26 protein-coding genes are annotated in these 25,676 nt (G+C 69.0%); 9 read left to right on the top strand and 17 right to left on the bottom strand.

Translation table 11 applies throughout. From position 1 onward, the window contains the following. Window positions 1-15 precede the first annotated feature (15 nt). Window positions 16-489: a hypothetical protein gene (locus tag HDR50_RS07100; protein WP_291357276.1), complete on the bottom strand. Its 474-nt coding sequence runs from the start codon at window positions 487-489 to the stop codon at window positions 16-18. A 450-nt stretch (window positions 490-939) separates the two neighbouring features. After that, window positions 940-2,697, bottom strand: coding sequence for a DEAD/DEAH box helicase (locus HDR50_RS07095; RefSeq protein ID WP_291357274.1), 1,758 nt, complete (start codon window positions 2,695-2,697; stop codon window positions 940-942). A 217-nt stretch (window positions 2,698-2,914) separates the two neighbouring features. On the opposite strand from HDR50_RS07095, the gene hisI reads away from it, so the two are divergent. Both hisI and hisG read left to right on the top strand, forming a co-directional pair. Then, window positions 2,915-3,361 carry a phosphoribosyl-AMP cyclohydrolase gene (gene hisI, locus HDR50_RS07090; RefSeq protein ID WP_291357272.1) on the top strand — a complete coding sequence of 149 codons (447 nt, stop codon included), beginning with the start codon at window positions 2,915-2,917 and terminating at the stop codon, window positions 3,359-3,361. Then, entirely contained in the window at window positions 3,358-4,251 is an 894-nt protein-coding gene (hisG, locus tag HDR50_RS07085) for an ATP phosphoribosyltransferase (RefSeq protein ID WP_291357270.1), read from the top strand. Before hisI ends, hisG begins: the two co-directional genes overlap by 4 nt. A 35-nt stretch (window positions 4,252-4,286) precedes the next feature. Here the strand turns inward: hisG and tsaB are convergent, their stop codons facing one another. From tsaB to lepB, 12 genes are all read right to left on the bottom strand, one after another. Beyond that, on the bottom strand, window positions 4,287-5,111 hold the full coding sequence (gene tsaB, locus HDR50_RS07080; protein WP_291357268.1) for a tRNA (adenosine(37)-N6)-threonylcarbamoyltransferase complex dimerization subunit type 1 TsaB: 825 nt from the start codon (window positions 5,109-5,111) through the stop codon (window positions 4,287-4,289). Next, window positions 5,108-6,208 carry an RIP metalloprotease RseP gene (gene rseP, locus HDR50_RS07075; RefSeq protein ID WP_291357266.1) on the bottom strand — a complete coding sequence of 367 codons (1,101 nt, stop codon included), beginning with the start codon at window positions 6,206-6,208 and terminating at the stop codon, window positions 5,108-5,110. The genes tsaB and rseP overlap by 4 nt, the downstream gene beginning before the upstream one ends. After that, complete coding sequence (dxr, locus tag HDR50_RS07070) at window positions 6,202-7,530, bottom strand: 1-deoxy-D-xylulose-5-phosphate reductoisomerase (protein WP_365817167.1); 1,329 nt, start codon at window positions 7,528-7,530, stop codon at window positions 6,202-6,204. Before dxr ends, rseP begins: the two co-directional genes overlap by 7 nt. 85 nt (window positions 7,531-7,615) lie before the next feature. Next, entirely contained in the window at window positions 7,616-8,425 is an 810-nt protein-coding gene (locus HDR50_RS07065) for a phosphatidate cytidylyltransferase (RefSeq protein WP_291357264.1), read from the bottom strand. Then, the gene (locus HDR50_RS07060; protein ID WP_291357262.1) at window positions 8,415-9,158 is read right to left on the bottom strand and encodes an isoprenyl transferase; all 744 of its coding nucleotides are present in this window, start codon (window positions 9,156-9,158) and stop codon (window positions 8,415-8,417) included. Before HDR50_RS07060 ends, HDR50_RS07065 begins: the two co-directional genes overlap by 11 nt. 10 nt (window positions 9,159-9,168) lie before the next feature. Further along, the gene (gene frr / locus HDR50_RS07055) at window positions 9,169-9,729 is read right to left on the bottom strand and encodes a ribosome recycling factor (RefSeq protein ID WP_291357260.1); all 561 of its coding nucleotides are present in this window, start codon (window positions 9,727-9,729) and stop codon (window positions 9,169-9,171) included. A 57-nt stretch (window positions 9,730-9,786) separates the two neighbouring features. Further along, complete coding sequence (gene pyrH / locus HDR50_RS07050) at window positions 9,787-10,527, bottom strand: UMP kinase (protein WP_291357258.1); 741 nt, start codon at window positions 10,525-10,527, stop codon at window positions 9,787-9,789. A 114-nt stretch (window positions 10,528-10,641) separates the two neighbouring features. Beyond that, a complete protein-coding gene (locus tag HDR50_RS07045) occupies window positions 10,642-11,241 on the bottom strand; it encodes a nitroreductase family protein (protein WP_291357256.1) in 600 nt (199 codons plus the stop codon). A gap of 29 nt (window positions 11,242-11,270) precedes the next feature. Next, window positions 11,271-12,116, bottom strand: a complete 846-nt coding sequence (locus tag HDR50_RS07040; protein WP_291357254.1) for an adenosylcobinamide-GDP ribazoletransferase — start codon at window positions 12,114-12,116, stop codon at window positions 11,271-11,273. Further along, complete coding sequence (locus HDR50_RS07035; protein ID WP_291357252.1) at window positions 12,116-12,763, bottom strand: redox-sensing transcriptional repressor Rex; 648 nt, start codon at window positions 12,761-12,763, stop codon at window positions 12,116-12,118. Before HDR50_RS07035 ends, HDR50_RS07040 begins: the two co-directional genes overlap by 1 nt. A gap of 134 nt (window positions 12,764-12,897) precedes the next feature. Then, window positions 12,898-14,475, bottom strand: a complete 1,578-nt coding sequence (locus HDR50_RS07030) for a YifB family Mg chelatase-like AAA ATPase (protein WP_291357250.1) — start codon at window positions 14,473-14,475, stop codon at window positions 12,898-12,900. 15 nt (window positions 14,476-14,490) lie between these two features. Beyond that, entirely contained in the window at window positions 14,491-15,117 is a 627-nt protein-coding gene (lepB, locus tag HDR50_RS07025; RefSeq protein ID WP_165078793.1) for a signal peptidase I, read from the bottom strand. 493 nt (window positions 15,118-15,610) lie between these two features. Between lepB and HDR50_RS07020 the strand changes: the two genes are divergently transcribed. Genes HDR50_RS07020 through HDR50_RS07000 form a run of 5 tightly spaced genes read left to right on the top strand, consistent with a single transcriptional unit; the run spans window position 15,611 to window position 21,953 of the window. Beyond that, window positions 15,611-17,107, top strand: a complete 1,497-nt coding sequence (locus HDR50_RS07020; RefSeq protein ID WP_291357248.1) for a DUF1538 domain-containing protein — start codon at window positions 15,611-15,613, stop codon at window positions 17,105-17,107. Then, entirely contained in the window at window positions 17,104-17,841 is a 738-nt protein-coding gene (locus HDR50_RS07015) for a P-II family nitrogen regulator (protein WP_291357246.1), read from the top strand. Before HDR50_RS07020 ends, HDR50_RS07015 begins: the two co-directional genes overlap by 4 nt. Before the next feature lie 49 nt (window positions 17,842-17,890). Continuing rightward, the gene (locus HDR50_RS07010; RefSeq protein WP_291357244.1) at window positions 17,891-19,465 is read left to right on the top strand and encodes an MBOAT family O-acyltransferase; all 1,575 of its coding nucleotides are present in this window, start codon (window positions 17,891-17,893) and stop codon (window positions 19,463-19,465) included. Window positions 19,466-19,476: 11 nt separating this feature from the next. Further along, on the top strand, window positions 19,477-20,769 hold the full coding sequence (locus HDR50_RS07005) for a hypothetical protein (RefSeq protein ID WP_291357243.1): 1,293 nt from the start codon (window positions 19,477-19,479) through the stop codon (window positions 20,767-20,769). Beyond that, window positions 20,766-21,953 carry a tetratricopeptide repeat protein gene (locus HDR50_RS07000; protein ID WP_291357241.1) on the top strand — a complete coding sequence of 396 codons (1,188 nt, stop codon included), beginning with the start codon at window positions 20,766-20,768 and terminating at the stop codon, window positions 21,951-21,953. Before HDR50_RS07005 ends, HDR50_RS07000 begins: the two co-directional genes overlap by 4 nt. Before the next feature lie 12 nt (window positions 21,954-21,965). Here the strand turns inward: HDR50_RS07000 and HDR50_RS06995 are convergent, their stop codons facing one another. Continuing rightward, window positions 21,966-22,124 (bottom strand): hypothetical protein, encoded by a 159-nt coding sequence (locus HDR50_RS06995; protein ID WP_291357239.1) that lies wholly within the window; start codon window positions 22,122-22,124, stop codon window positions 21,966-21,968. Continuing rightward, complete coding sequence (epsC, locus tag HDR50_RS06990) at window positions 22,121-23,056, bottom strand: serine O-acetyltransferase EpsC (RefSeq protein WP_291357237.1); 936 nt, start codon at window positions 23,054-23,056, stop codon at window positions 22,121-22,123. The genes HDR50_RS06995 and epsC overlap by 4 nt, the downstream gene beginning before the upstream one ends. Window positions 23,057-23,465: 409 nt before the next feature. Here epsC and HDR50_RS06985 point away from each other — a divergent pair, with 409 nt between their 5' ends. Continuing rightward, window positions 23,466-23,648, top strand: a complete 183-nt coding sequence (locus tag HDR50_RS06985; protein WP_291357235.1) for a hypothetical protein — start codon at window positions 23,466-23,468, stop codon at window positions 23,646-23,648. 248 nt (window positions 23,649-23,896) lie between these two features. Here HDR50_RS06985 and HDR50_RS06980 read toward each other — a convergent pair whose 3' ends face one another. Further along, on the bottom strand, window positions 23,897-24,184 hold the full coding sequence (locus HDR50_RS06980; RefSeq protein WP_165078801.1) for an integration host factor subunit alpha: 288 nt from the start codon (window positions 24,182-24,184) through the stop codon (window positions 23,897-23,899). Between the two features lie 224 nt (window positions 24,185-24,408). Between HDR50_RS06980 and HDR50_RS06975 the strand changes: the two genes are divergently transcribed. Next, entirely contained in the window at window positions 24,409-25,485 is a 1,077-nt protein-coding gene (locus HDR50_RS06975; RefSeq protein ID WP_291357232.1) for a radical SAM protein, read from the top strand. Window positions 25,486-25,676: the final 191 nt, after the last annotated feature.

Genomic DNA, 25,676 nt, shown 5'->3' with positions numbered 1-25,676 from the left:
AGGGGCTCGGGGCGCTCAGAGCAGGCGGTCGAAGATGAAGCGGTACACCTTGCGGATGTGGAGGGCCAGCTTGAGCGTGAGGGTGCGCTGCGCCTTTTCGTCCCGCTCGGCGAAGGAGGTGAGATGGCGCGCCACCTCGTTGAAATCCGCGTCGCCCGTGGGCTGGAGCATGCCCCAGTACTGGCGGGCCCGCTCCGCCGCCTGGCGCGCGCCCTTGTCGGGGTGGCGCGTGAGGTGGCTGTGGAGGAAGGACGCGAACATGGCGTCCGCATCGTTGGGGAAGGAGCGCGAAAGGGCCAGGCGCCAGAGCGCGATGTACAGGCCGCGCAGCTCGAGGCCCATCTGGCGGCGCCGCAAAAACTGGAAGCGTCCCACGCCCATGAGCTCGAGCTCGGCCGTGAAGTCCGCGTCGTCCAGGAGGGCGGCGAAATTGTCCAGCGCCACCTGGATGATGTCGGGCGATTCGTCTGGCTCCGCAAGATACTGCATGGACGCTCCGTGCAATGCACTGAAGTCGTAGTTGGAGGTTTGAGTTGTCGACCTCGTGCAGGCGCGTTGTTGCTGCCCGTTTAATGTCGAAATTATCCGTCAAAAACAGCCTTGCTTCAGCCGTTGCGACGCAGGAAGCTACGGATGAAGACAGCAGCAAGTTGCCGCAAAAGTCAGTCTATGATGCCGCTGTCGCTATCCGTAAGGCTCGCAAGCTCGCCAACGGCTACCGCTTCGATGCTGGCTGCGTCAGAGAAAAATTTCCTCGGTCGAGTACTTAAGTACACTCCCTTCGGAAATTTTTATCTTCCTTGCCAGCCCCGAAAAATCTTATTTTTTAGGATTCTTCCGACACCAGCACCCGTCTTCCGCTTCGCTCCAGACGGAAGGAGGAAAAATCAATTACCGCGTCTTGCTGTCACACCCAAAGCGTCCCGCCGCCATGACGGGCTAGTCTCCGCGGTCTCCCGCAGCCTCGGTGGCGGCAGACGCCGAGCCTCCCTGGCCGCCACGGCGCCCGCGCGAGCGGCGCCGCCTTTTGCGCGGGGCCTGGCCTTCACCGCCGGCTGCCCTGTCATCGGGGGCCTGCGCATTTTCCGCCGGGACCGTTGCCGCTGGCGCCTCCGCGTGGGGGCTCCGCTTGCCCCGCGTCCTTCCGCCGCGGGCGCCGCGCCCGCCGGCACCGCTCCCGGAACTCTTGGGCGCCGGGGCCGCGCTCCCCGTGGGGAAGACGAAGCCTTCGCGCAAATTTTCCTGATGGCAGGCGTCCAGCAGCATGGCGAGCAGGAGCAGGTTGGCGTTTTCCTCTCCCTCGCCGTCTCCGGAGCCCCCGTCTTCCGGCGCCTTACCGAGCTCGCGCGCGAGGTCGGCGTAGCGGGCCACGCGCATGCGCTCAAGCCCGGTGAGCCCGCGGTACCGCGCCTCCAGCACGGCCATGAGCCGCGCGGAAGCGGCCCTGGCCGCATCGGCGTCCGTGGGCGCGGGTATCTCGGTCAGGTTGATCTTGTAGTGCCGCGCGATGCGCTCGAGCTCCATGCGCTGCATCACGTCCACGAGCGAGATGACCGTGCCCGCCGAGCCCGCCCGGCCCGTGCGCCCGGCGCGGTGGATGTAGCTCTCGTGGTCTTCCGGCGGCTCGTAGAGGAAGACATGCGAGAGCGCCGGGATGTCGATGCCGCGGGCGGCCACGTCCGTGGCGACAAGGTACTGGAGCTTGCCCTCGCGCACCTTTTGCAGCACGGCCTCGCGCTTCGCCTGCGTGAGATCCGCCGAGAGGCCGTCCGCGCTGTAGCCGAAGCCCTGGAGCACGCTCGTCACATAGTGCACATTGGCCTTGGTGTTGCAAAAAATGATGGCCGAAGCCGGGTTTTCCGTCTCCAGCAGGCGTACGAGGGCGCGGTCCTTGTCCATGGGCTTGACTTCGCAGAACTCGTGCGCCACCTCGGCCACATGCACCTCCTTGCGCGAGAGGGAGAGCATGTCCGGCTCGGTCATGAATTCCGCAGCCAGCTTGAGCACATGGGGCGGGTAGGTGGCCGAGAAAAGGCAGGTGTGGCGCCGGGCCGGGAGATAGCGCTGGATCTCCTTCATGTCCGGGTAGAAGCCGATGGAGAGCATGCGGTCGGCCTCGTCAAACACGAGCAGCCTGAGCTTCGCAAGGTCGAGGGTGTGGCGCAGGAGATGGTCGAGCACGCGGCCCGGCGTGCCCACGATGACCTGCACGCCGGCGCGCAGGGCGTCCATCTGCTTCTTGTAGCCCACGCCGCCGTAAATGGCGCAGACATCGAGGCCCGTGCCGGCGAAAAGCGTCTTTGCCTCGCGCTCCACCTGCAGGGCGAGCTCGCGCGTGGGCGCGAGCACCAGGGCCTGCGGCGCCTTGAGGGCCGGGTCGAGCTCCTCGAGCATGGGGAGGAGATAGCAGCCCGTCTTGCCGCTGCCCGTGCGCGACTGCACCATGATGTCGCGCCCGGCGAGCAGGTAGGGCAGCGCCAGGGACTGCACGGGCATCAGGCTGTGCCAGCCGGCGCGGGCGCAGGCCTCCCGCAGGGGCGCGCCCAGCTCGTCGAGCGTCACCGGCGGCAGGGCGTTTTGCGGCGCGCTGACGGAAATATCGACCAGTTCGTCTTCGGCCACGACGGGCGCGGCCGGCGCGGCGGCGCTTTCCGCGGGTTTTTCCTCCGGGGAGGGGGAAGAGGAGGGTTCCGGCATAGGGGGCCTTTGCGCGCGGGCGCGCCAAAATGAGGCAGCGGGCATGCGCCGCCTCCCGTCCATGGAGAGCCAAAGAATACGCCATTTCGCCGGCTTCCGCAAGGCGTCAGCCCGGGGCGCCGCGAAATGCGGCTTGCCCCGCGCCCGGAATGCGCCTAACGTGAGGGGCCGCACGGCACGGGGCCGGGCGCGGAAGATGTGAGGGGTGCAGGACGCCATGGCGGACACAGTGGCCCAAAAGGCGAATGAGGCCGGCTTCGCGCCGGCATTCGGGGGCGGCCTCCTGCCGGCCGTGGTGCAGGACGCGGCCAGCGGCGAGGTGCTCATGCTCGCGTGGATGAACGAAGAGGCCTGGCGGCGCACGCTCGAGACCGCGGAGGCCCATTTCTGGAGCCGCAGCCGCCGCGAGCTCTGGCACAAGGGCGCCACCTCGGGCCATGTGCAGCGCGTCGTGGCCGTGCGCCTTGACTGCGACAGCGACGCCATCCTGCTTATGGTGGAGCAGATCGGCGGCGCGGCCTGCCACACCGGGCACCGCTCCTGCTTTTTCCGCGAGTGGCGGGCGGGCGAAGTTGCCGAATGCGCGCCCATGGTTTTCGACCCCGCCGCCGTGTATGGCACAGCCGCATCCCCCTCCACTTCCAGCCACGGGAGCAACGCATGAGCGCCCAGAACCGTCCCGTCCTCAAGCTCGGCGTGCCAAAGGGCTCGCTCGAGGAGGCCACCATCCACCTTTTCGAGCGCGCGGGCTGGAAGATCCGCAAGCATGCGCGCAACTACTTCCCGGACATCAATGACCCCGAGCTTTCGGCCTCGCTCTGCCGCGTGCAGGAAATCGGCGGCTATGTGGCGGCCGGCGTGCTGGACGTGGGCATCACCGGCCTCGACTGGCTGGGCGAACGCGGCCATGAGGACAAGGTGGTGCGCGTGGCCGACCTTGTGTATTCCAAGAACTCTTCCAGGCCCTGCCGCTGGGTGCTGGCCGTGGCCGGGGACGCGCCCTACACCTGCGCGGCCGACCTCGCGGGCAAGCGCATCGCCACCGAGCTCGAAGGGCTCACGCGCCGCTATTTCGCGGGCAAGGGCGTGGACGCCGACATCTTCTATTCCTGGGGCGCCACCGAGGCCAAGGTGGTGGAGGGGCTTGCCGACGGCATCGTGGAAGTCACCGAGACCGGCACGACCATCCGCGCCCACGGGCTCAAGATCATCGACGAGGTCATGGTGTCCTTCCCGGTGCTCATCGCCAACGCCGAGGCCTGGGCCGACCCCGTGAAGCGCGCCAAGATCGACCAGATCACGCTGCTCCTCAAGGGGGCGCTCCGCGCCGAGAACCTCGTGGCGCTCAAGATGAACGCCCCGGCCGACAGGCTCGACGCCATCCTCGAGATGCTGCCCGCGCTCAACTCGCCCACGGTCTCGCCCCTGCGCGACAAGGCGTGGCTCTCGCTGGAGACCGTGGTGGAGGTGGGCATCGTGCGCGACCTCATCCCGCGCCTGCGCGCCGCCGGGGCCGAGGGCATCATCGAATACGCGCTGAACAAGGTCATCTGAGGGCGCGGCCGCCCACCCCGAAAGGGGGAGCGCCTCTAATCCGCGCTTTCCGGCTTGCGGTTGAGCAGGTCTTGCAGCTCGGCGCGGGCCGCCTCGCCGTCCATGCCCTGCCGGGCCGCGAGCTCGCCGAGGTTTTCGGCGGCGTCGCAGGGGCGCACATAAAGAGGCTCGATATCCTTGGGAAAATAGTCGCCATGGCGGGCGAGCAGGGCGAGGGCGGGCGCGCCCGGGTCCACGAGTTCCGGCATGACGACGGCGTCCGGCGCGCCGGCCGGCCCGCGTCCCGTGGCCTCGGGCTCGAACCAGCGCGGGTTGCGCATAAGGCCGCTGCCGCAGACATGGCAGGGCGCCCCGGCCATGCGGGCAAGGGCTTCCTCCGGCGTGATGAGTTCCACGGGGCCTGTGGGCTGCGCCGGGATCTGCGGGCCATAGGAGCAAAAAGGCCGGTAGTGGACGAGGTTACGCCGGGCATGGGTCACCACCATGACGGGCGCGGGATAGAGCAGGCCCCGTTGCATGACCGCGCTGGTGGCGAGCGCCTGGAGATAGTCGAGGCTCGCAAGCCGGGCGTGCCCCGCGCGGCGCAGGGCCGCGGCCGTGGCGAGCACGAGGCGGATGCCCGTGAAGGAGCCGGGGCCGGCCACGCAGCCGATGCGCCGGAAGCCGGAGGGCGCGATGCCCAGGGCTGCGCACATATCGCGCAGGGCCGGGGCCAGGAGTTCCGTGGCGCGGTTGGGCTCGTGCCACTCCTCAAAGCAGCGGCGCCGGCCGTTTTCCGTCACCAGTATCTGGAGCGCGCCCTCGGCCGCGTTGAGCACGAGCTCGAGCCCGGTGGAATAGCCCGGCGTGCGCGCGCTCATTTGAAGAGCCGCCACACGTCGTTGAAGGTGGCGAGGGCCATGAGGCCGACCAGCAGGAAGAGCCCCACGCGGGTGGCCATTTCCTGCGCCTTTTGCGGTACCGGCCGGCGGAAGATCATCTCGATGAGGCAGAACACGATCTGCCCGCCGTCCAGCACGGGCACGGGCAGGAGATTGAGGATGCCGAGATTGACGCTGATGAGCGCCGTCAGCGCGATGAGCCCGGCGAGGCCCTGATGCGCCTGCTCGCCCACCATCTGGGCGATCATGATGGGCCCCCCCACCTGGTCCAGCGGCACCACGCGCTGCGCCAGCTTGACGAAACTCTGCCAGGTGAGGGAGACCATGCCCCAGGTCTGCCGGGCGCCTGCCGCGGCAGCCGCCCAGAAGCCTTTGGGCTCCGCGCTCACGCTGTTGCCCGCGCGCACCCCGATGAGCCACGCGGTCTCCTCCTCGCCGAAGATGGTCTTGCGCGTGGCGCGCTCGGCCGTGAGTTCAAGGTCGAGGATATGGCCCCGCGCTTCCGGGCCGCTCTCCCCGGGCGTTTCGGGCCGCAATACCTCCAGATGCAGCGGGCGCCCGTCGCTGGCGTTGATGGTGGAGGACATGGCCTCCCAGCTTTCCAGCTTTTTGCCGTCGATGGCGAGGATGCGGTCGCCGGGGACGAGCCCGGCGCGGGCGGCCGGGCTGCCGGCCGAGACGGCGCCCACCACGGGCTGGAGCACGGGCACGCCCCAGCCGAAGGCCAGCGCCCAGCAGAGCAGCCACGCGAGCAGGATATTGGCCACAGGCCCGGCCGCCACCACGAGCAGCCGCTGCCACGCGGGCCTGAGCGCGAAGCTCTCCTTGGGCGTGAAGCCCGGCGGGATGTCGGCCTCGTCGCTTTCGCCCACAAGGGCCACATAGCCGCCCAGGGGGATGAGCGAGAGCGCGTATTCGGTCTGGCCGATCTTGCGCTTGAGGATCTTGGGCCCGAAACCGAGCGAAAAGGTGGACACGCCCATGCCGAGCGCGCGGGCCACGGCGAAATGCCCGAGTTCGTGGAAGAAGATCAGTCCGCCGAGGACGATGATCACGGCAACGATGGTCGTCAGCACTTTGGCTCCTCGGGATGGGCGGCGCGGCGGCGCACCAGGGCGCGGCAGGCGCGGTCTAGGGCGTCCACGCGGGCGGTGAGCTCGAGGGCGAGCTTTGCCGCGCGGGCTTCGTCAAGGGGGCTCCGGGGCAGCTCGCCGGAGGAAAGCGGCGCAAGGGCGCGTCCCTCGTCAAGCCCGGGCAGCGCGGCGAGCGCCGCGTCCACCAAGGTCGGGATGTCCGTAAAGCCGCAGCCGCCGTGGAGGAAAAGCTCCACCGCCGCCTCGTTGGCCGCGTTGAGCGCCACGCAGGCCGGGCCGAAGCCGGGGGCGCCCCCCAAGGCCGCGCGATCGGCCAGGAGCGCCTCGCGCGCGAGGCTGAGGCAGGGGAAAAGCTTCGCGTCCGGCTCCTCAAAGGTGAGGCTCCCCACCTTGGCGAGGTCAAGGGGCGGGGCGCCGCGGCCGGCGCAGGCCGGCCAGTCCAGGCAATGCCCGATGGGGAGCCGCATGTCCGGCGCAGCCAATTGCGCCATGAAGGAGCCGTCGGCAAATTCCGCCAGCGAATGCACCACTGACTGCGGATGCACGAGGATGCGCACCCGCTCCGGCGACACGCCATAGAGGTGCACGGCCTCAATAAGCTCAAGGCCCTTGTTCATCAGGGTGGCCGAGTCGATGCTGATCTTGGCCCCCATGCGCCAGTTGGGGTGGGCCAGCGCCGCTTCCGGCGTCACCCGGGCGAGCTCGCGGGCGCTCCGGCCGCGGAAAGGCCCGCCCGAGGCCGTGAGCACGAGGTTTTCCACCTCCTGCCCGCGCCCGGCGACGCACTGGAAGAGCGCGTCATGCTCCGAGTCCACGGGCAGCACGGCCGCGCCCGTACCCGCGCAGATGGCGCGCACAAGGGCGCCGGCGAGCACCAGGGATTCCTTGTTGGCGAGTGAGACCATCTTGCCCGCAAGGGCCGCGGCCAGGGTGGCCGTGAGGCCGGCCGCGCCCACCTGCGCCGAGAGCACGGTCTGCGCCCCGGTGAGCGCGGCGAGGCGCGCATAACCGGCGCGGCCTGTAAGGATCACGGGCGCATAGCCAGCGGGGAGGAGCGGGCGCAGGGCCGCGGCCGCCGCATCGTCGAGCACGGCGAGCACCGGGGGCCGGTGGCGCACGGCCTGCCGGGCCAGGAGCTCCACATTGCGCGCGCAGGCGAGGCCGGCGACCTCAAGGCGCCCCTCGGACGCCTCCACCACGGAAAGCGCGTTGCGGCCGATGGAGCCCGTGGAACCCAGCAGGGCCACGCGGCGCGGACGGATGGCGGCGAGGGATTCAACCGGCGGGGGCGAGATATAGTCCACCGCCGGGCCCCCGCGTCCGGGCCAGAGCGCGGTCACGGGCGCTGACCCCCAAAGCTGCGGTCAGCGGCGCGCCTGGGCGCGCGGCTCAGAAGAAGGAAAACCACTGGTCCACCACCGCCACCATGGGCATGGCGAAGAGAAAACTGTCCGCCCGGTCGAGCACGCCGCCGTGCCCGGGCAGGATGGAGCCGGAATCCTTCACGTTCACCGAGCGTTTGAGCGCGGACTCGAAAAGGTCGCCCAGCTGGGCAAAGGCGTTCACCGCCACGCCGAGCAGCGCGAAGGCGAACCACCCCGCCTGCCCGAAGATCTCGCCGTAGACGGCGCAGAAGATGACGCAGGCCACGAGGCTGCCCACAGCGCCCTCGGAGCTCTTGTTGGGGCTCACGCGCGGCCAGAGCTTGTGGTGGCCGAAGCGCGTGCCCACGAAATAGGCGGCGGTGTCGGACGCGGCCACCGCGGCGAGCACGAAGATGAGCTTGAGCGTGGAGAGATAGGTGGCCGGCAACAGCAGAAGCGGCACATAGGCAAGCCCGGCCATGAAGATGCCGCTCGCCGAAAAGGCGTTTTCCTCCTCCACCACGTCCCAGCGGAAGAGGAAGGAGAGCGCGGCGAGCACGAAGCCCGCGCCGAGACACACGAGCGCGTCCTGCGGGCGGTGCATCCAGGTGAGCACCAGCATGGCCCAGCCGAGGCCGATGGCGCAGATGCGGCTCAGGATGCGCCCGCGCGGCCCCCAAAAGAGGGAATAGAATTCCCACAGCCCGAGCGCCGACACGAGGAGGATGACGCCGAGAAGCGGCCAGCCCCGGCACCAGAGCACCAAAAGCAGCCCCGCCGCCAGGATGAGACCGGTGACGGTCCGGCGGAGGTCCACAGCATGGTCAACAGCCATCGGCCTGCTCCCGCGTTTTGCCGAAGCGGCGCGAGCGCCCGGCATAGTCCTTGAGGGCCTTTGCGAGCTCTTCGGCCCCGAAGTCGGGCCAGAGCACCGGCGTGAACCAGAGCTCGCTGTACGCGCACTGGTAAAGAAGGAAGTTGCTCAGCCTCTGTTCGCCGCTCGTGCGGATGAGCAGGTCCGGGTCGGGCTGGCCGGCTGTGTCGAGCCGGTCGGCGAGTGTTCCCTCGGTGATGGCCTCGGGCGCCAAGGCGCCGGCCGCGGCTTCGGCGGCGAGCTTTTTGGCCGCGCACACGAGCTCGGCCCGGCCCCCGTAGTTGAGGGCCAGGTTGAGGGTCATGTCCTTTCCTGCGGCCGTGCGGTTCATGGCGTGGCGCAGGGCCGTGCGCTGCGCGAGCGGCAGCCCGTCGAGGTCGCCCAGGACCTTGAGGCGGATGCCCTGCTCCAGCATGGTGGGCACTTCCGCGCCGAGAAATTCGAGCAAAAGCCCGAAGAGCGCGCTGATCTCGGTTTTGGGGCGCTTCCAGTTCTCGCTCGAAAAGGCGTAGAGCGTGAGGTGCGGGATGCCGAGGCGCCGGCATTCGCGCACCACCGTGCGCACGGCGTCGGCCCCGGCGCGGTGCCCCGCCGTGCGCGGGAGATCGCGCGCCTGCGCCCAGCGGCCGTTGCCGTCCATGATGATGGCGATATGCTTGGGCAGCTTTTCCGCACCCTCCTGTGTCCCGCTCATGTCATCCACGTCAGATGTCCATGATTTCCTTTTCCTTGGCCTGGCAGCGGGTGTCGGCCTCGGCCACGAAACGGTCGGTGAGCTTCTGCACCTCGTCGGTGGCGCGCTTGAGCGCGTCCTCGGTGATCTCTTTCTCCTTTTCCGCGCGCTTCAGGCTGTCGTTGGCGTCGCGGCGCACGTTGCGCACGGCCACCTTGGCCTCCTCGCAGTATTTGCGGGCCACCTTGACGAGCTCCTTGCGGCGCTCCTCGGTGAGCGGCGGGATGGAGATGCGGATGATCTTGCCGTCATTGACCGGCGTGAGCCCGAGGTCGGACTTGAGGATGGCCTTTTCCACCGCGGCCATGCCGCCCTTGTCCCAGGGCTGGATGGTGAGGGTGCGGCTGTCGGGCACGGCCACCGAGGCCATCTGGCTGATGGGCGTGGGCGTGCCGTAATAATCGGCCTTGATGCCGTCCACAAGCGCCGTGGAGGCGCGGCCGGTGCGCAGCTTGGCGAAGTCGCGCTCAAGGGAGGCGAGCGCCTTTTCCATGCGGTCTTCGGTGTCCAGCAGGGTGGTGTCGATGTCCATGGCTTCTTCCTTGCGGGGCTGGCCCCGGCTTGATGGCGCGCGAGGTCCCGGGGGCGCTCACTCCTCGCGGACGATGGTGCCCACGGGCTCGCCCAGGATGGCGCGTTTGATGTCGCCCCCGAACATGCGGCAGACGATGATGGGCACATGATTGTCGCGCACGAGCGCGAAGGCCGTGGCGTCCATGACGCCGAGGCGGCGGCGCAGGGTGTCCTCGTAGCTGATGTGGTCGAACTTCACGGCGTCGGCGTTGGTGGCCGGGTCCTTGTCATAGATGCCGTCCACCTTGGTGGCCTTGATGATGGCGTCGCACTTGAGCTCCATGCCGCGCAGGGCCGCCGTGGTGTCGGTGGTGAAATAGGGGTTGCCCGTGCCGCCCGCGCAGATGACCACGCGGCCCTTTTCAAGGTGGTGCAGGGCGCGCCGGCGGATGAAGGGCTCGCACACTTCCTTCATGTTGATGGCCGAGAGCACGCGCGTGGGATAGCCCAGCTTCTCGAGCATGTCCTGCACGGCCAGCGCGTTGAGCACCGTGGCCAGCATGCCCATGTAATCGGCGGAAGAGCGCTCCATGCCCTTGGCCGAGCCGGAAAGCCCGCGGAAGATGTTGCCACCGCCGATGACGAGCGCCATCTCCACGCCCATGTCGAGCACCGAGCCTATCTCCTCGCAGACGGCGGCCACGGTTTCGGGGTCGATGCCGGTCTTGTGGGCGCCGGCCAGGGCCTCGCCAGAGAGCTTGAGCAGCACGCGCCCGTACTTGAGCCCGCGCTCGCCTGTCGCGTTGTCTTCGGTCATGGCTCCGCCTTGATTGGAGGTGGCTGGTTCCCGGGCCGGCCCTTGCCGCAACGCGTTGAGGATACCAGAAAATCCGGCATCCTCAAAGTCTTTTTGCGCGGTGGGGGTGCGGGTTCAGGCGCCGAAGCGGCCGACGACAAGCTCCTCAAGGCTGCGCTTGGGCACATGGTGCACGCCCTGGGCGTCGCGCCAGTAGTTGAAGGAGCCGTCCGCGGGCATTTCGGCGATGACGCGCTCCTCTTTCGCCACCCCGAGGCCGAGCACCAGCGGGATGTCCATGCCCGCCGGCACCTTGAGCAGCGGCGCCGCGGCCGCGCGATCCACCGAATAGATGATGCAGCAGCCCCAGCCTTGGGTGGTGGCGGCGAGCTGGATGGTCTCGCTCGCGATGCCCGCGTCATAGGGCGCGAGCTTGGCGCCCTCGGCGGGGGCCAGAATGGCGATGAAGGCCGTGGGCCGCTCGCCGAGCCTGGGCGTGCCCGCGTCCTTGAGGGCGCCGGCCCAGCGCGTGAGCCTGAAGAGCTCGTCGCAGGTCGGGCCGTGTGTCACGAGGATGAAGCGCAGGACCTGCGCGTTGCGGGCCGAGGGCGTCACGCGGGCGCAGTCCACGAGCCATTCGAGGTCGGCCATGCTGAGGGGCGCATCTTCCACAAAGCGGCGGCAGGTGCGCGCCTCACGGACAAGGGCCTGAAAATCGCGGGGGCTTACGGGCATGGGTTTCTCCTTGTGCTGGGGGGGAGCGGCTAGAGGGTGAAGAGCAGGAAGCACAGGGTGCCTTCCTCGATGGCGGCGCCGAAAAAATCGCCGGAAAGGCCGCCCTCGCGCCGGGCGAGACCTGTCACGCGGCGCAGGAGGAGCATCTGCGCCACCAGCAAAAGGCCCGCGCGCCAGAGCGGCAGCCCGAGCATCACGAGGCCCGCGCAGACGGCCAGGCCGGCAATGCGGTAGAGCGCGTGTAGCCCGGGCCTCGCGGCGGCGCAGGCCAAGGCGCCGAGCCCGGGCCCTTGGCGGGGCGGCCCCATGTGCGCGAGCAGCACGGCAGCGCCCCTGCCCCAGGCAGGGGCCAGCGCCAGCGGAAGCGCGAGGGCAGCCGCTTCCGCGGGGGACTGTGCCGCGAACACGCGGGCAGCGTGCCAGCTCACGCAGCACCACTCGCCGCCGAACACGAGGAGCAGGCGCAGGGCCCCGAAGGCACCGAGCCGGCTGTCGGCGAGGATTTGGCGGAAGCGCTCGCCCGTGGCGCCGCTGCCCTCGGCGTCGCCCAAATCCGCCGTGCCGTCCCAGTGCAGCCCGAAGGTCGTCCATACCGAGAGGAAGAGCCAGATCCAGCCGGCGAGCAGGGCCTGCGGCCATTGCGGGGAGGGGCTGGCCGTCCCCACCCCCCAGGCGAAAAGTTCAGGCAGCGCGAGCGCCGGGAGTGTCCAGATACAACCGAGCACGAGGCCCGCAGGCCCGAACCAGGCGAGGGCGCGGTCAAGCCCGGGCGCGTTGGGGCCCGGCGTGGTGGCGCCCGTACGCGGCAGGGCGAAGCGGCTCAGAAAGGCGAGGGCGTCGGCAAGGCCCGCTCCGGCGGGCCTCCACGCGCCCACTAGGCGCGGCCCCCCTGGGTCTGGGCAAAGGCGAGGGCATAGAGGTGGTGGAAAAAGTCCACATATTCCACGTGCACATGCTCGGGCACCTTGATGCGCGCCGGCGCGAAGGTGAGGATGGAGGTGATGCCCGCCTCCACGATGTGGTTGGCCGCGCGCTGGGCGCGTTCCGGCGGGGTGGTGATGATGCCCATCTGGATGTCGAGCTCGGGCGCGCACGCGGGCAAATCGTCGGTGCAGCGCACTTCGAGGCCGTGCATGATCTCGCCGATCTTGAAGGGGTCGCAGTCGAAAACGCCCACGATATTGAAGCCGCGCGCGCGGAAATCTCCGTGGTTGAGGATGGCGCGCCCGAGATTGCCCGCGCCCACGAGGGCCATGCGCCACTCGCGGTTGACGCCGAGGGCGTTCTTGATGGCCGCGATGAGCACGTCCACGCGGTAGCCCACGCCGCGCACGCCGAACTCGCCGAAATAGGCGAGGTCCTTGCGCACCTGCGAGCCGTTGACGCCGCAGGCCTCGGCGAGGGGATTGGAGGACACCACCTCCACGCCGTCGCGGGCAAGGTTTTCCAGAACCTGCACATAGATGGCGAGCCGCTGGATGGTGGCGCGGGGGATATGTTTGCTCTTGGGGGCGGTAGTCATGATCCTTTCCTTGAGGCGTAAGTCTGGCGGAGCGCCGGGTGCCGAGCGCGCCCCGTCAGCGTATGCGATACGTGAAAAAAAGCCGCGGTGCAAGCGCCCCGGCGCAGAAGCCCGGGCGGGGAGGTGAGGGAGGCCTAATGCCCGGCGCGCCCGCCCTGGCGGTCGAGGATGCGCAGGCCCACGGCCTCGGCAAGGTGGGCCTCGCCGATGGCGGGGGCGCCCTCGAGGTCGGCGATGGTGCGGGCCACGCGCAGAATGCGCGTGCAGGCGCGGGCCGAGAGGCCGAGGCGGTCCATGGCCGCCTCCATGAGGGCATGGCCGGCCGCGTCCAGGGCACAGTGGCATTCCAGCGCGCGCCCGGAAAGGGTGGCGTTGAGCGCGGGAGCCGCGGGGGCGTCGCCTTCAGCGGAAGCCCGCGCCGCCTGCGTCGCCCGGGCGGCGAGCACGCGCCCGCGCATGGCCGCGCTGCTCCAGCGTTCGGGCACGCTGGCGCTGCCCGGGCGGAACTCCGCATAGCTCACCTGCGGCGCGTCCACATGCAGGTCGATGCGGTCGAGCAGCGGCCCGGAGAGCTTGCGCCTGTAGCGCGCCACCTCCTCGGGGCGGCAGGTGCAGGCATGGACGCTGTCGCCATAATGGCCGCAGGGGCAGGGATTCATGGCCGCCACGAGGATGAAGCGCGCGGGATAGGTCACGCTCCCCGCGGCGCGCGACACCGTGACGCCGCCGTCTTCCAGCGGCTGGCGCAGGGCCTCCAGCGCGGCGCGCGGAAATTCGGGGAGCTCGTCAAGGAAGAGCACGCCCCGGTGCGCGAGGCTCACCTCGCCGGGGCGCGGCGTGCGCCCGCCTCCCACGAGGGCCACGTCCGAGACGGTATGGTGCGGCGCGCGGAAGGGGCGCCCGGTGACGAGGCCCGAATCCGGCGCGAGCTTGCCGGCCACGCTCAGGATGCGCGTCACGTCCAGCGCCTCCTCAAAGGAGAGCGGCGGCAAAATGCCCGGGAGGCGCCGGGCGAGCATGGTCTTGCCGCTGCCAGGCGGCCCCACGAGCAGGATATTGTGGCCGCCGGCCGCGGCGATCTCAAGGGCGCGCTTGGCCGCCTCCTGCCCCTTGACCTCGGCGAAGTCCGGCACGGGAGCGGCGGCCGGGGCTGCTGGCTCGGCCCGGCGAGGAAGTTCGGGCGCGTCCTCCCCGGCGAGAAAGGCCGCGCAGGCCGCGAGGCTTGGCGGCGCGATGACCGGAAGACCTGCGACCACGCCGGCCTCGGCGGCATTGGCTGGCGGCACCACGAGGCCGTCGGCGCGGCCTTGGGCATGGAGCTCCCGCGTGAGCAGGGCCAGCGGCAGCACGCCGCGCACGGGCCGAAGCCCGCCCGAGAGGGAGAGCTCGCCCGTGAAGACGAGGCGTTCCGCGCGTTCGGCCGGGACGAGCCCGGCGGCGGCGAGCAGGCCGAGCGCCAGCGGCAGGTCATAGCCCGCGCCGGACTTGCGCTGCCCGGCCGGGGCGAGGTTGACGGTGACGCGGGCGGGCGCCAGCTTGAAGCCGCTGGCCCGAAGCGCGGCGAACACGCGGTCGCGCGCCTCGCGCACCTCGGTCTCGGGGAGCCCCACGAGACTGAAGCCGGGGAGCCCTTGGCGGGCGTAGTCCACCTCCACTTCCACGGGGAAGGCGTCCACCCCGGAAAGGGCGCCGCTCAAGAGGCGGACGATCACGCGCGCCGCCGGCCCTTAGAGGAGCTTCTGGCCGATGCGCGACCAGCGGATGTCGTCAAGCCCGCCCCAGGACCAGTAGATGCGCCAGGCCTTGGCCTTGATGTCGCTCTTGTCCACAAAGCCCCAGAAGCGTGAGTCCAGCGAATTGTCGCGGTTGTCGCCCATGACGAAGTACTTGCCCGGCGGCACGGTCACGGGCGCGTAGTTGTCGCGCACGGGCTCGCGGCCGGTGGGGTCGCTGTGGCGGATGTAGCTCTCCTTCACGGGCTGCCCGTTGCGGTAGAGCTGCTTGTCGCGCACCTCGATGACGTCGCCGGGCACGCCGATGATGCGCTTGATATAGTCCACGCTTTTGTCGTTGGGATAGCGGAAGATGATGATGTCGCCGCGCGCGGGCTCGTCGCCCTCGTAGAGATAGGTGTCGGTGAAGGGGATCTTGACGCCGTAGGCGAACTTGCTGGCGAGCAGGTGGTCGCCCACGAGGAGCGTCCCCACCATGGATTCCGACGGGATTTTGAAGGCCTGGACGATGAAGGTGCGGATGACGAAGGCCAGGATGAGCGCCACGGCGAGCGCTTCCGCATATTCGCGCCACAGGGACTTTTTGCCGCGCGGCCGGCGCTGGAGGGTGATGGGCTTCATGGGCGTCCTTTGGGGGTGGGAGCCCGCATGCGAGCGGGGATTCGGCAGTATGCCCCCTCGGGGGCGGAATGGCAAGCCGGCGCGGGCAGCAGAGCCGTCGGCGCGGTGGTACTCCGCGTGGTAGAGCGTAGGCTTTGGTATGTGCGAGTGGTGGTGTGGCTGGGCTGAGTGGGTAATGCCGAAAGTATCCGTCAAAAACAGCCTTTTTGGTTCCGGCTGCGTCAGAAAAAAATTTCCTCGGTCGAGTACTTAAGTACACTCCCTTCGGAAATTATTTTTCTTCCTTGCCGGAACCAAAAAATCTTATTTTTTAGGATTCTTCCGGCACTAGCCCCCGTCTTCCGCTTCGCTCCAGACGGATTTAAGGAAGGGCTGTCAACGGTCTTCTAGACCATTATCACTGTAGAACTTGGGACAGCCGCCCGCGCCTTGACCCTGCGCATCCTTTTTCCTATACATCAAGGACGACAAAAGCTTCGCGGGGTGAGGGCACATGATCCTGCTCGAGAAACTGAAAGAAGCGGCCACTTCGGTCATTCCCGTCATGGGCGTGGTCTGGCTGCTCCATTTCACGGCCGCGCCGCTCGGGGACGAGCTTGGCCGCTTTCTCGCCGGGGGCGTGCTGCTCATCCTGGGGCTGGCGGTGTTTTTGCTCGGCGCGGAGATCGGCGTGGTGCCGGTGGGCAGCCGCGCGGGCTCGGCGCTCACCTCGCGGCGCAACCTGCCGCTCCTCCTCGGCGCGGGCTTTGTCATCGGCTTCTTCATCACCGTGGCCGAGCCGGACGTGCATGTGCTCGCCCAGCAGGTCTCCGCGGTGGACCCGGGCATCTCGCACCTCGTGCTCGTGGGCATGATCGCCGTGGGCGTGGGGCTTTTCGTGGCCGTGGCGCTCGCCCGCATCGTCTTCCAGGTGTCGCTCCGGCTGCTCCTGCTCCTCTTTTACGGCGTCATCTTCGCCTGCGCGGCCTTCACTGCCCCGGCCTTTCTCGGGGTGGCCTTCGACGCCGGCGGCGCCACCACCGGGCCCATGACCGTGCCCTTCATCATGGCCCTCGGCGTGGGCGTGGCCGCCGTGCGCGGGGGCGACGGGCGCGACGACAGCTTCGGGCTCATCGGGCTCGCCTCCATCGGCCCCATTCTCTCCGTGCTTTTGCTGGGCATGCTGCACAGGGGCGCGGGCGCCGCCGCCCCGGCCCTGGCCGAAGAAGGCGCGGCCGGCCTCGCGGCCCATTTTCTCGCCCTCGTGCCGGGCACGGCCTCTGAAGTGGGCATGGCGCTGGCGCCGCTCGTCGTGCTCTTCGCCGCGTTCCGCCTCTTCCTCTTGCGCCGGATGACGCGCATGCGCATGGTGCGCGTCATCATGGGCCTCGTTTACACCTTTCTCGGCCTGGTCTGCTTCTTCGTGGGCGTCAAGGGCGGCTTCATCCCGGCCGGGACTTCCCTCGGGCGGATCATCGCGGTGACGCATCCCGCGTGGATGCTCATGGTCACGGGCGTGGTGCTCGGCGCGCTGGCCGTGCTCGCCGAGCCCGCGGTGTGGGTGCTGACCGCGCAGGTGGAGGAGGTCTCGGGCGGCAGCGTGCGCAGCCGGGTCATCCTCGTCACGCTCTGCATCGGCGTGGCCTCGGCCGTGGGGCTCGCCATGTTCCGCGTGGCCGGGGGGCTCTCGCTCTGGTACTTCCTCATCCCGGGCTATGCGCTGGCCCTGGGGCTGACTTTTTTGTGCCCGCCCATGTTCACGGCCATCGCCTTCGACTCGGGCGGCGTGGCCTCGGGGCCCATGGCCTCGACCTTCATCCTCGCCTTCACCCTGGGCGCCTCCGGCGGCCTCGGGGGCAATCCCATCACCGACGCCTTCGGCGTTATCGCGCTCATCGCCATGACGCCGCTCATCGCTATCCAGGCGCTCGGCATCCTTTACGGCAGGGCGGCGCGGCGCCTTTCGGGCGCGCCCCGGCCCACAGCCCCGACTGGCGGGGAGGGCGCATGACCAGTGATTTTCCGAGCTTCGCCCACGGCAGGCTGCTCATCGTGGTGACGCGCCACGGCGCTGGCGACCGCGTGGCGCGCGTGGCGAGGGCGGCCGGCGCGCGTGGCGGCACCATCCTCACCGGGCGCGGCTGCGCGGCGAGCCGCCTGTTGCAGTTGCTCTGCCTCGCCGATACCGAAAAAGACCTTGTCTTCGTGCTGGCGCCCGCGCCGGACATGCAGGAAATCATCGCCGCGGTGCGAAGCTCGCCGGAGGTCTTCCGCAAGACCACGGGCATCGGCATCGTTCTCAATGTCAACGCCATCGTCCGCGGCGCCCTGTCGACAGCGGCGCCGAAGCCGGAAAAGCCCGCCGAGCGCGGGCGTCCCCAGGGGGAGGCCATGCACGACACAGCCGGGCAAAAGCCCGCCGGGCAGCAGCTCATTTTCGCCATCGTCAACGCGGGCTACGCCGACGACCTCATGGCCGCGGCCAGGGCGGCGGGCGCGGGCGGCGGCACCATCCTCAAGGCGCGCGGCACCGGCACCGAGGCCGACGCCAGCTTTTTCGGCATCACCATCGTGCCGGAAAAGGAAGTGCTGCTTGTGCTCGCGCCCGACGAGACGGCCCCGGCCATCTTCGAGGCCGTGCGCACGGCGCCCTGCCTTGAAGAGCCGGGCTCGGGCATCATCTTCAGCGTGGCCGCCGAGGACTTCTTCCCGCTGGGGCCGGGCCGGGGCCAGGCAGTCCGCTGAGGCCGCGGGCGCAGCCTGAAATTTCCCGCGGGCGCGCAGGCAGATCAACATGCTCTTCAGCTCCTACAGCTTCCTTTTCTGCTTCCTGCCGCTCGCCCTCGCGGCGTGGCAGCTCACGGCGCGCGCGGCGGCGCAGCCCGCGCAGGCGCTCGGCTGGCTTTTGCTCGCGCTCTCGCTCGTCTTCTATGCCTTCTGGGGCCTCGGCTTCCTCGTGCTGCTGCTCGGCCTCATCGCCATGAACCACGCCTTCGGCACGGCGCTCGCCGAGCCGCAGCAGGAGGGCGCGGGCAAACGCCGCCTTTCCCGCAAGGGCCTGCTCGTTCTTGCCCTCGCCTGCAACCTGCTGCCGCTCCTCTGGTTCAAGTACGCGGGCTTTCTCGTTGATTGCGCGGCAAGGCTTTGCGGGACGGACTGGAGCTTCACGCCGCAGGGGCTTCCGCTCGGCATCTCCTTTTACACCTTCATCCAGATCGCGTGGCTCGTGGCCGTCTACCGGCGCGAAACGGCGCCCGAGGGCCTTGCGGCGCACGCGCTCTTCACCTCCTGCTTCGCGTGGGTGATTTCCGGGCCCATCGTGCGCTATGGCCAGATGGGCCCGCAACTGGGGGCGCTCGCTGGCCTTCGGGCCGAAAACCTCGCCCGCGGCTTCACCCTGCTGGCCCTCGGGCTCGGCAAGAAGGTGCTGCTCGCGGACAGCATCGGGGCCTATGCGGACGCCGTGTTCAACGCCGCAGCCCGGGGGATCTGGCCCTCCACGCTGGAGGCGTGGCTCGGCTCGCTCGCCTATACCTTCCAGCTCTATTTCGACTTTTCCGGCTATACGGACATGGCCCTCGGCCTCGGGCTCATGCTCGGGCTCAGGCTCCCCGAGAATTTCGCCTCGCCCTACAGGGCCACGGGCATCGTGGACTTCTGGCGGCGCTGGCACATCACCCTCGGCGCGTGGCTGCGCGACTTCCTCTATATCCCGCTCGGCGGCAACAGGCGCGGGCGCCTGCGCCAGTATGCCAACCTCTTCCTGACCATGCTCATCGGCGGCGCGTGGCACGGGGCCGGCTGGACCTTCATCATCTGGGGCGCGCTCCACGGTTTCATGCTCTCGGTGAACCACTTTTTCCGCGCCTGTACGCGCGGGACATTGGCCGAGCGGCTGCTTGCGCGGGCGCCCGGGCGCCTTTTCTGCGTGGTGCTGACCTTTTCCTGCATCAACCTTTGCTGGGTGGTGTTCCGCGCGCCAAACCTCGACACGGCCATGACCATCTACACGGCCATGGCCGGCGCCGGGCCTGAGGTGTGGCCGCCGCTCATGGCGCCGGACGCCGGGGCCGGCCTTGAGGGCTTTCTCGCCCGGCTCGACCCGGCATCGCCGGAGAGCCTCATGGCCGCGCTCCTCCCCAACCGCTTTTTCAGCGGCTGGCTGCCCTTTGCGCTGCTCGCCGTGTGCGGCGTCATCGTCTGGTGCTGCCCCAACAGTCAGGAAGTGGTATACGGGCGCAAGGACGGGGGGGCGCCCTTCCTGCACTGGCGTCCGAGCCCCGGGTGGGCCGCAGCGATGGCCGTGCTGACCTTCGCCGCGCTGGTGCTGGCCTCGCGGGAAACCGTGTTTCTCTATTTCCAGTTCTAGGCGGGACAGACATGCGCGCGACGGAGACACAGACCACGCAAGCGCCGCAATCGGCGGCATGGCTCACCCGCTATTTTCTCATTCTGGCGGGGCTCGGGCTTTTCGGGCTGCTCGTGCTCGCGCCCTATGCGGCATGGTGGCTGCACGCAAGCGGCGACGCCGCCGTGGAGCGCGCCGTGGCCGCGCAAAGTTCCGGCCGCTTCGCCCTGTTCGGCTCCGGCGTGTCGCAGGATTTCGTGGACTACAAGCTCAGGCTCTATGCGGCCATAAAGCCGGACATCGCGGCCGTGGGTTCCTCCCGGGTCATGCAGTTCCGCGGGGCCTGGTTCCGCAAGCCCTTCTGCAACATGGGCGGCGTGGCGGGCAATCTCGCCGTGCTGCGCTCCACCGTGGACGCCATGCTGCGCATCCACAAGCCCGGAGCGGTCATCCTGGGCCTCGATTTCTGGTGGTTCCTGCCGCAGTGGGAGGCCGAGCCCTTCAAGGAGGTGCCCCCCACCAGCGGGTCGTACAATTACGGCTTTTCGAGCCTGAAAAAGCCGTGGCAGTGGCTATTGGAGGGCAAGATCTCCCCGGCTGAGCTCGCCGCGCCGCTGCTCGGCCTCTTCGGCGCGGGCTTTCGGGCCGACCGCTTCGGCATCATGGCACAGCAGACCGACGACGGCTTCGGCCCGGACGGCTCGTGGTATTCCACCGCCGAAGCCACGGGCCAGAAGCGCCCGCTGGACTTCCAGTTCCGCGACACGCTCGCGCAGGTGGCGGGGGGCACCAAGGCCTTTTACCGCGCGCGGCCCGGGCAGGTCGGCCCCTCGGAGGCGCATTTGGACGCCTTCGCCGAGATCTGGTGCCGGCTGCGCAGCCGGGGCGTCAAGACCTTCGTGTTCATCGCGCCGCTCTCCCCCCGGGTGCTTGAGGCCATGCGCAAAACGCCCGAGGCCTGGCCGCATCTCTTCCGCCTGCGCGAGGCGCTGGCAAGCCGCGGCATCGACGCCCTCGACTGCACGGACGCACGCGGCTTCGCCTCCGGCGACTGCGAATTCATTGACGGCTTTCACGGCGGCGAAGTAAGCTATGCGCGCATCCTGCGCCGCATGGCCGACCGCTGGCCGGCCCTGCTCGCCTATGTGGACATGGAAAAGCTGGATGCGGTCATCAGCGGCTGGGCCGGGCATGTGCTCGTGCCGGACAGCCGCCTGACCCCGCTCCCGGAGACGGACTTCATGCGCCTCGGCTGCACCAAGCGGGCGCCGGACGCCGGGCCGCCCGGGAGTGAAGCTGGCGCCCCGAGGAAGGACCGGCCATGAATGGTGTGTTTTCCCTGATAAAAAAGACCGCGCTGGCCTGCGCCGTGCTCTTGGCGCTCGCGCTGGCCCCCGGCGTGCCCTGGGCGGCGCAGAAGGGCGGCGCGAAGGCGCCAGCGGCCCCGGCTCCGGCAAGCCCGGCTCCCGCTGCCGCACCGGCACCGCTGCCCGAGCCCCCGGCGCCCGTGTGGCCCGAAGGGCCGGCCGGGGACGCGGCGCGGGCCTTTGCCGCCGGCGACATTGCCAGGGCGCGGGCCATCTGGGAGAAACTGGCGGAAGAGGGCGACGGTCAGGCCATGAACAACCTGGGCGTCCTCTATGACCAGGGCCAGGGCGTGGAGCCGGATGTGGGCCGGGCGCTCCACTGGTTCGCCAAGGCCGCCGAGGCGGGGAATGCCTCGGGCATGAGCAATTACGGCCGCATGCTCGAGCAGGGGCGCGGCATGGAGGCCAACCCGGCCGAGGCGGCGCGCTGGTTCGACCTCGCCGCGCGCCAGGGCCAGCCCGAGGCGCAGTACAATCTCGGCTTTCTCTATGAGCACGGGCGCGGCGTGCCCCGCGACGACGCCGCTGCCGCCGCCTGGTACAGCCGCGCCGCCTCCCAGCGGCAGCGCGAGGCGCTTGGGCGGCTCGGGCATTTCTACCGCGTGGGCCGGGGCGTGGCCGTCAATCCGCAGCGCGCGAGCCTGCTGCTCTATGCCGCGGCCATGGAGGGCCTCCCGGCGGCCATCGAGGAGTTGAGGCTCATGGCGCCCGAGGGCCAGCCGCCCGCGGTGCTCTTCGGGCAAAAGCTCGACACGGCCACGCGCGCCGGCATGCGCGAGGCCCTGCACAAGGCCGGGGCCACGCCGCGCAGCGAGGATGCAAGCAAGATCTGCGACACCTATGACGCCAGCCGCGTGGTGCCCGGCGCCACCGAAATGGCCGTCTGCTACGGCCGCGGCAAGGATGCGCGGCTCGCCTTCATCAAGATCGACTATCCCGCGCCGGACAAGGCCCAGGCCGAGGCCATCCTCAAGATGGTGGAGGGCCGCTTCGGCACGCCCGCGGCCGGCGAGGGCGAGGATTCGCGCCTCTGGAACCTCGGCTCCACCCTCGTGGCCACGCAGTACGCGCCCACCCACGGCCAGATGAGCCTCATGTACATGGTGCCCGCCGTGTATCACGAAACGCGCGGCGCACGCTGAAAGCCCCTCCGTTCAGCGGCTGCCCGTGCCCACGCTGATGACGGTCTGCCCGCGCGGCCGCACCTCCACGCCCTGCCCGGCGCAGGCCGCGAGCAGCGCGCAGCAGAGCAGGAGCGCCACGGCGCCCGCGAGTGTGCGGACGCGCCGCCGCCGGCCGCGTTCCTCGTTCATGGCTTCCGGCCCTTGTTGCTCCCTTTCTGGGAGATGCGCGCGCCCGGCGGCACGTCCTCTGTTATCCACACATTGCCGCCGATGACCGCGCCCTCGCCGATGGTGACGCGCCCGAGGATGGTCGCCCCGGCATAGACGGTCACGTCATCGCAGAGCACGGGGTGGCGCGGGATGCCCTTGGTCAGCGTGCCGTCCAGGTTCTTGGGGAAGGAGAGCGCCCCCAGGGTCACGCCCTGGTAGAGGCGGCAGCCGCGGCCGATGACGCAGGTCTCGCCGATGACCACGCCCGTGCCGTGATCGATGAAGAATTCCTCGCCGATGGTGGCGCCGGGGTGGATGTCGATGCCCGTGGCCGAGTGCGCCATTTCCGCGATGATGCGCGGGATGAGCGGCACCTTGAGCCTGTAGAGCTCGTGGGCCACGCGGTGATGGAACATGGCCGTGAGCGAGGGATAACAGAAGATGGTCTCGCCGGGGCTCCTGGCGGCCGGGTCGCCCTCGTAGGCGGCGGTGGCGTCGCCGGCGAGCAGCCGGCGGATCTCGGGGAGGCGCTCCATGAAGGCGAGGGCGGCCGCGAGCCCGCGCTCCTCGCAGCGCCCGCAGGGGCCGGAGGCGGAGTCGTCCTCGCTGTCCGCGCAGTCGAAGCAGAGGCCGCTCACGACCTGTTCGCCGAGGCGGCGCAGGATGGTGTCGAGATTGGCGGCGAGGTGGTAGCGCATGGACTCGCGGCCCACGCGCACCGGCCCGAAATAGCCGGGGAAGATGGCCGCGCGCAGCCGGCCCATGACCTCGCGCAGAGTCTCCAGCGAGGGCATGGGCGCGCCGTGGGCCTGGCGGTGCCAGACCGCATCGAGGGATTCGGGGCGGCAGAGGCGTTCCGTCACCGCGTCGAGCGTGGCGTGCACGCCGCTTCCGCCGAGGGAAAATGCCATGGGTGCATCCTTTTGAGCTTTGTTCTGCTTTTGCGTTGGTTGCGCAGCTGTGCGGCCTGTGTATTGCCGAAAGTCTCCGTCAAAAACAGCCTCTCCGGCGCTTGCCGCGTCAGAAAAAAATTTCCTCGGTCGAGTACTTGAGTACACTCCCTTCGGAAATTGTTTTTCTTCCTTGCAAGCACCGAAGAATCTTATTTTTTAGGATTCTTCCGGCACCAGCACCCGTCTTCCGCTTCGCTCCAGACGGACTTAAGGAAGATCTCCCAACGGCGCAGTACACCAGAGCATCTTTCCCCTGTGTACACGCGGCGCGGCCGGCCCGCAACTCCCCTAAAGTTTCCCGCGCTTGCGCCGAAAAGGAGGACGAAGACCAATAAACAGCGCCGCCCGAGGGCGGCCGGAGGATGTCATGGATGACGTACAGATGGGCATGAGTGTGGCCGTGACCAAAGAGGCCATGAATTTTCAGGCCAGCATGACCGCGAACCTCATCAACGGCTCGCTGGAAAAAGGCGCGGAAATGGAGCAGATGCTCCGCAGCCAGGGCCTCGCGGCCGAGGGCATCGGCGCCAAGCTCAATGTGGTCGCATAAGCAAGCGTCCGCAACCTCTTTTCAGAAGACGCTTTTTTGCTGGAAAGGCCGCTTCGGCATGCCGGAGCGGCCTTTTCGCGCAGACGGGAACGTCCTTGTGCGGGGTTAGGGCGGGACGACACAGGGAGAACGGCGCCCGGAAAGCAGGAAAAGCGTCCGGCCGGCGCGCCACCCTGCGCTTTGGGGGGTGCTCACGGCCCCATACAGCGGAGAAGGCCGCGCCGGCGAACCGGCACGGCCTTCTGGGTTCAGGAATTGAGCTCCGCGCGGAATTTGCGGGAGAGGCGGAACACCATGACCTTGCGCGGCGGCAGGGTGATGGTCTCGTCCGTCTGGGGGTTGCGCCCCTTGCGGGACGCCTTTTCGTAGCACTCGAATTTGCCGAAGCCGCTGATGAGCAGGGAACGGTCTTTTTTGATGGCCTCCTTCATGATCTCCAGCAGCTTCTCAACCACCTGTTTCACATCGACGCGGTTCTTGTCGGTCTCTTCGTAGATGGCCTCCACAATGTCCGCTTTCGTAAGAGTTTTTTTCATGGCAGGTTCTCCACATCCTGCCCGGGTCTTGCATTGGCCTGGCTGCCTTGGTGCCGGGAGGGCCATGCCGCTTCCCACGGGCACAGATTTCTTGTAGGAAAATACGCGGAATGCCCGCAAGGGGCAAGCGCTTTCTTGCGGGCGGCCGGCCTCTTTTCCCGGGGGCCCGGAGCCCATGCTGGGAGATGCCCGTTGCCGATCCCTGTTTTCGGACTGTCCGTATCATGATGCCCACCCACCGCTCCCGGCCGCTCGCTTCCGTCGTCGTGACGTGGCCCGCGCCGCCGCGCCGTGCCATCGTGCCGGTCTTTTTGCCCTTTTTCGGCTGCCCGCGGCGCTGCCTCTTCTGCTCGCAGGAGGCGCAGACCGGGAGGCGCGCCCCGGGGCCAGCCGACCTCGCGCCCCTGCTGGCCGAGGCGCGCCAAAGCCTCGAGCGGCGCGCGGCCCGGGGGCTGCCACCGGCCGAATTCGCCTTTTATGGCGGCACTTTTACCGCGCTTCCCCCTGAAGCGCTCGACCTCTGCCTCACCTTTGCCGAAGAAATGCAGGTTACGGGCCTTGCCTCGTCTTTCCGCTGCTCCACGCGGCCCGACTGCGTGGACGCCGCCGTCCTGAGCCGGCTCGCGGGCGCGGGCTGCGCCACGGTGGAACTGGGCGTGCAGAGCTTTTCCGACCGGGCGCTCGCCCTCACGGGCCGCGGTTACACGGGCGGGGAGGCGAAGCGGGCCTGCGCGCGGGTGAAGGCTGCCGGACTCGCGCTCGTCGTTCAGCTTCTGCCCGGCATGCCGGGCGTCACATCGGAGGTCTTTCTCGCCGATGTGCGCGCGGCCCTCGAAGCCGGGGCGCGGGCCTTGCGTTTTTACCCTTGCCTCGTGCTCGAAGGCACGGGGCTCGCGGGCCTCTGGCGCGCCGGAGAGTATCTGTCGTGGGATCTCACGCTGACGCTGGACACGCTGGCGCAGGGCTGGCGCATGGCCCGGAAGGCCGGCGCTCTTGTGCTGCGCATGGGCGTGGCGCCGGGTGAGGATCTGAGCCGGGCGCTCGTGGCCGGCCCGTGGCATCCGGCCTTGGGGAGCCGCGTGCTCGGCCGCGCCCTGTGGCTGGAAGTGCGGGAGCTTGTGCGGACGTTGCGTCGTCATGAAGGTGCGGGCGCCCTCCATCTCGACGTACCGGCCCAGGCACAGGGGCACTTTTGGGGCCATGGCGGCGAATTGCGCGAGCGTTGGGGCGCCCTGGGGATTACTCCCGGGAATGTCCGCTTTGGCCGCGAGCCTGTGCTGCGGCTCTGGCTTGAAGGGTGAGCCGCGTCGCCACACCCTTTCCGCGAAGGCCTTATTATAGTTGCGAATTGGTGCGCTCGCTGTGCTGCGCGGGTAATGCCGAAATTATCCGTCAAAAACAGCCTTTTCGGTGCTGGCTGCGTCAGAGAAAAATTTCCTCGGTCGAGTACTTAAGTACACTCCCTTCGGAAATTTTTATCTTCCTTGCCAGC

The organism is Desulfovibrio sp., from assembly GCF_014803725.1.
Classification (GTDB): Bacteria; Desulfobacterota; Desulfovibrionia; order Desulfovibrionales; family Desulfovibrionaceae; genus Desulfovibrio.
Note: the sequence above shows the minus strand (reverse complement) of the source record. Positions and strands in the feature narration are given on the sequence as shown.

Excerpts from the sequence above, each read along its gene's own strand:
- pyrH (WP_291357258.1), bottom strand. The coding sequence starts at position 10,527 with ATGACCGAAGACAACGCGACAGGCGAGCGCGGGCTCAAGTACGGGCGC.
- HDR50_RS07045 (WP_291357256.1), bottom strand. The coding sequence starts at position 11,241 with ATGCCCGTAAGCCCCCGCGATTTTCAGGCCCTTGTCCGTGAGGCGCGC.
- HDR50_RS07005 (WP_291357243.1), top strand. The coding sequence starts at position 19,477 with ATGCGCGCGACGGAGACACAGACCACGCAAGCGCCGCAATCGGCGGCA.
- HDR50_RS06980 (WP_165078801.1), bottom strand. The coding sequence starts at position 24,184 with ATGAAAAAAACTCTTACGAAAGCGGACATTGTGGAGGCCATCTACGAA.
- HDR50_RS07060 (WP_291357262.1), bottom strand. The coding sequence starts at position 9,158 with ATGAGCGGGACACAGGAGGGTGCGGAAAAGCTGCCCAAGCATATCGCC.
- HDR50_RS07065 (WP_291357264.1), bottom strand. The coding sequence starts at position 8,425 with ATGGCTGTTGACCATGCTGTGGACCTCCGCCGGACCGTCACCGGTCTC.
- HDR50_RS07010 (WP_291357244.1), top strand. The coding sequence starts at position 17,891 with ATGCTCTTCAGCTCCTACAGCTTCCTTTTCTGCTTCCTGCCGCTCGCC.
- HDR50_RS07035 (WP_291357252.1), bottom strand. The coding sequence starts at position 12,763 with ATGACTACCGCCCCCAAGAGCAAACATATCCCCCGCGCCACCATCCAG.
- tsaB (WP_291357268.1), bottom strand. The coding sequence starts at position 5,111 with ATGAGCGCGCGCACGCCGGGCTATTCCACCGGGCTCGAGCTCGTGCTC.
- hisG (WP_291357270.1), top strand. The coding sequence starts at position 3,358 with ATGAGCGCCCAGAACCGTCCCGTCCTCAAGCTCGGCGTGCCAAAGGGC.
- hisI (WP_291357272.1), top strand. The coding sequence starts at position 2,915 with ATGGCGGACACAGTGGCCCAAAAGGCGAATGAGGCCGGCTTCGCGCCG.
- HDR50_RS06985 (WP_291357235.1), top strand. The coding sequence starts at position 23,466 with ATGGATGACGTACAGATGGGCATGAGTGTGGCCGTGACCAAAGAGGCC.
- HDR50_RS07000 (WP_291357241.1), top strand. The coding sequence starts at position 20,766 with ATGAATGGTGTGTTTTCCCTGATAAAAAAGACCGCGCTGGCCTGCGCC.
- HDR50_RS07100 (WP_291357276.1), bottom strand. The coding sequence starts at position 489 with ATGCAGTATCTTGCGGAGCCAGACGAATCGCCCGACATCATCCAGGTG.
- frr (WP_291357260.1), bottom strand. The coding sequence starts at position 9,729 with ATGGACATCGACACCACCCTGCTGGACACCGAAGACCGCATGGAAAAG.
- HDR50_RS07095 (WP_291357274.1), bottom strand. The coding sequence starts at position 2,697 with ATGCCGGAACCCTCCTCTTCCCCCTCCCCGGAGGAAAAACCCGCGGAA.
- HDR50_RS07015 (WP_291357246.1), top strand. The coding sequence starts at position 17,104 with ATGACCAGTGATTTTCCGAGCTTCGCCCACGGCAGGCTGCTCATCGTG.
- HDR50_RS07020 (WP_291357248.1), top strand. The coding sequence starts at position 15,611 with ATGATCCTGCTCGAGAAACTGAAAGAAGCGGCCACTTCGGTCATTCCC.
- epsC (WP_291357237.1), bottom strand. The coding sequence starts at position 23,056 with ATGGCATTTTCCCTCGGCGGAAGCGGCGTGCACGCCACGCTCGACGCG.
- lepB (WP_165078793.1), bottom strand. The coding sequence starts at position 15,117 with ATGAAGCCCATCACCCTCCAGCGCCGGCCGCGCGGCAAAAAGTCCCTG.
- HDR50_RS06975 (WP_291357232.1), top strand. The coding sequence starts at position 24,409 with ATGATGCCCACCCACCGCTCCCGGCCGCTCGCTTCCGTCGTCGTGACG.
- HDR50_RS06995 (WP_291357239.1), bottom strand. The coding sequence starts at position 22,124 with ATGAACGAGGAACGCGGCCGGCGGCGGCGCGTCCGCACACTCGCGGGC.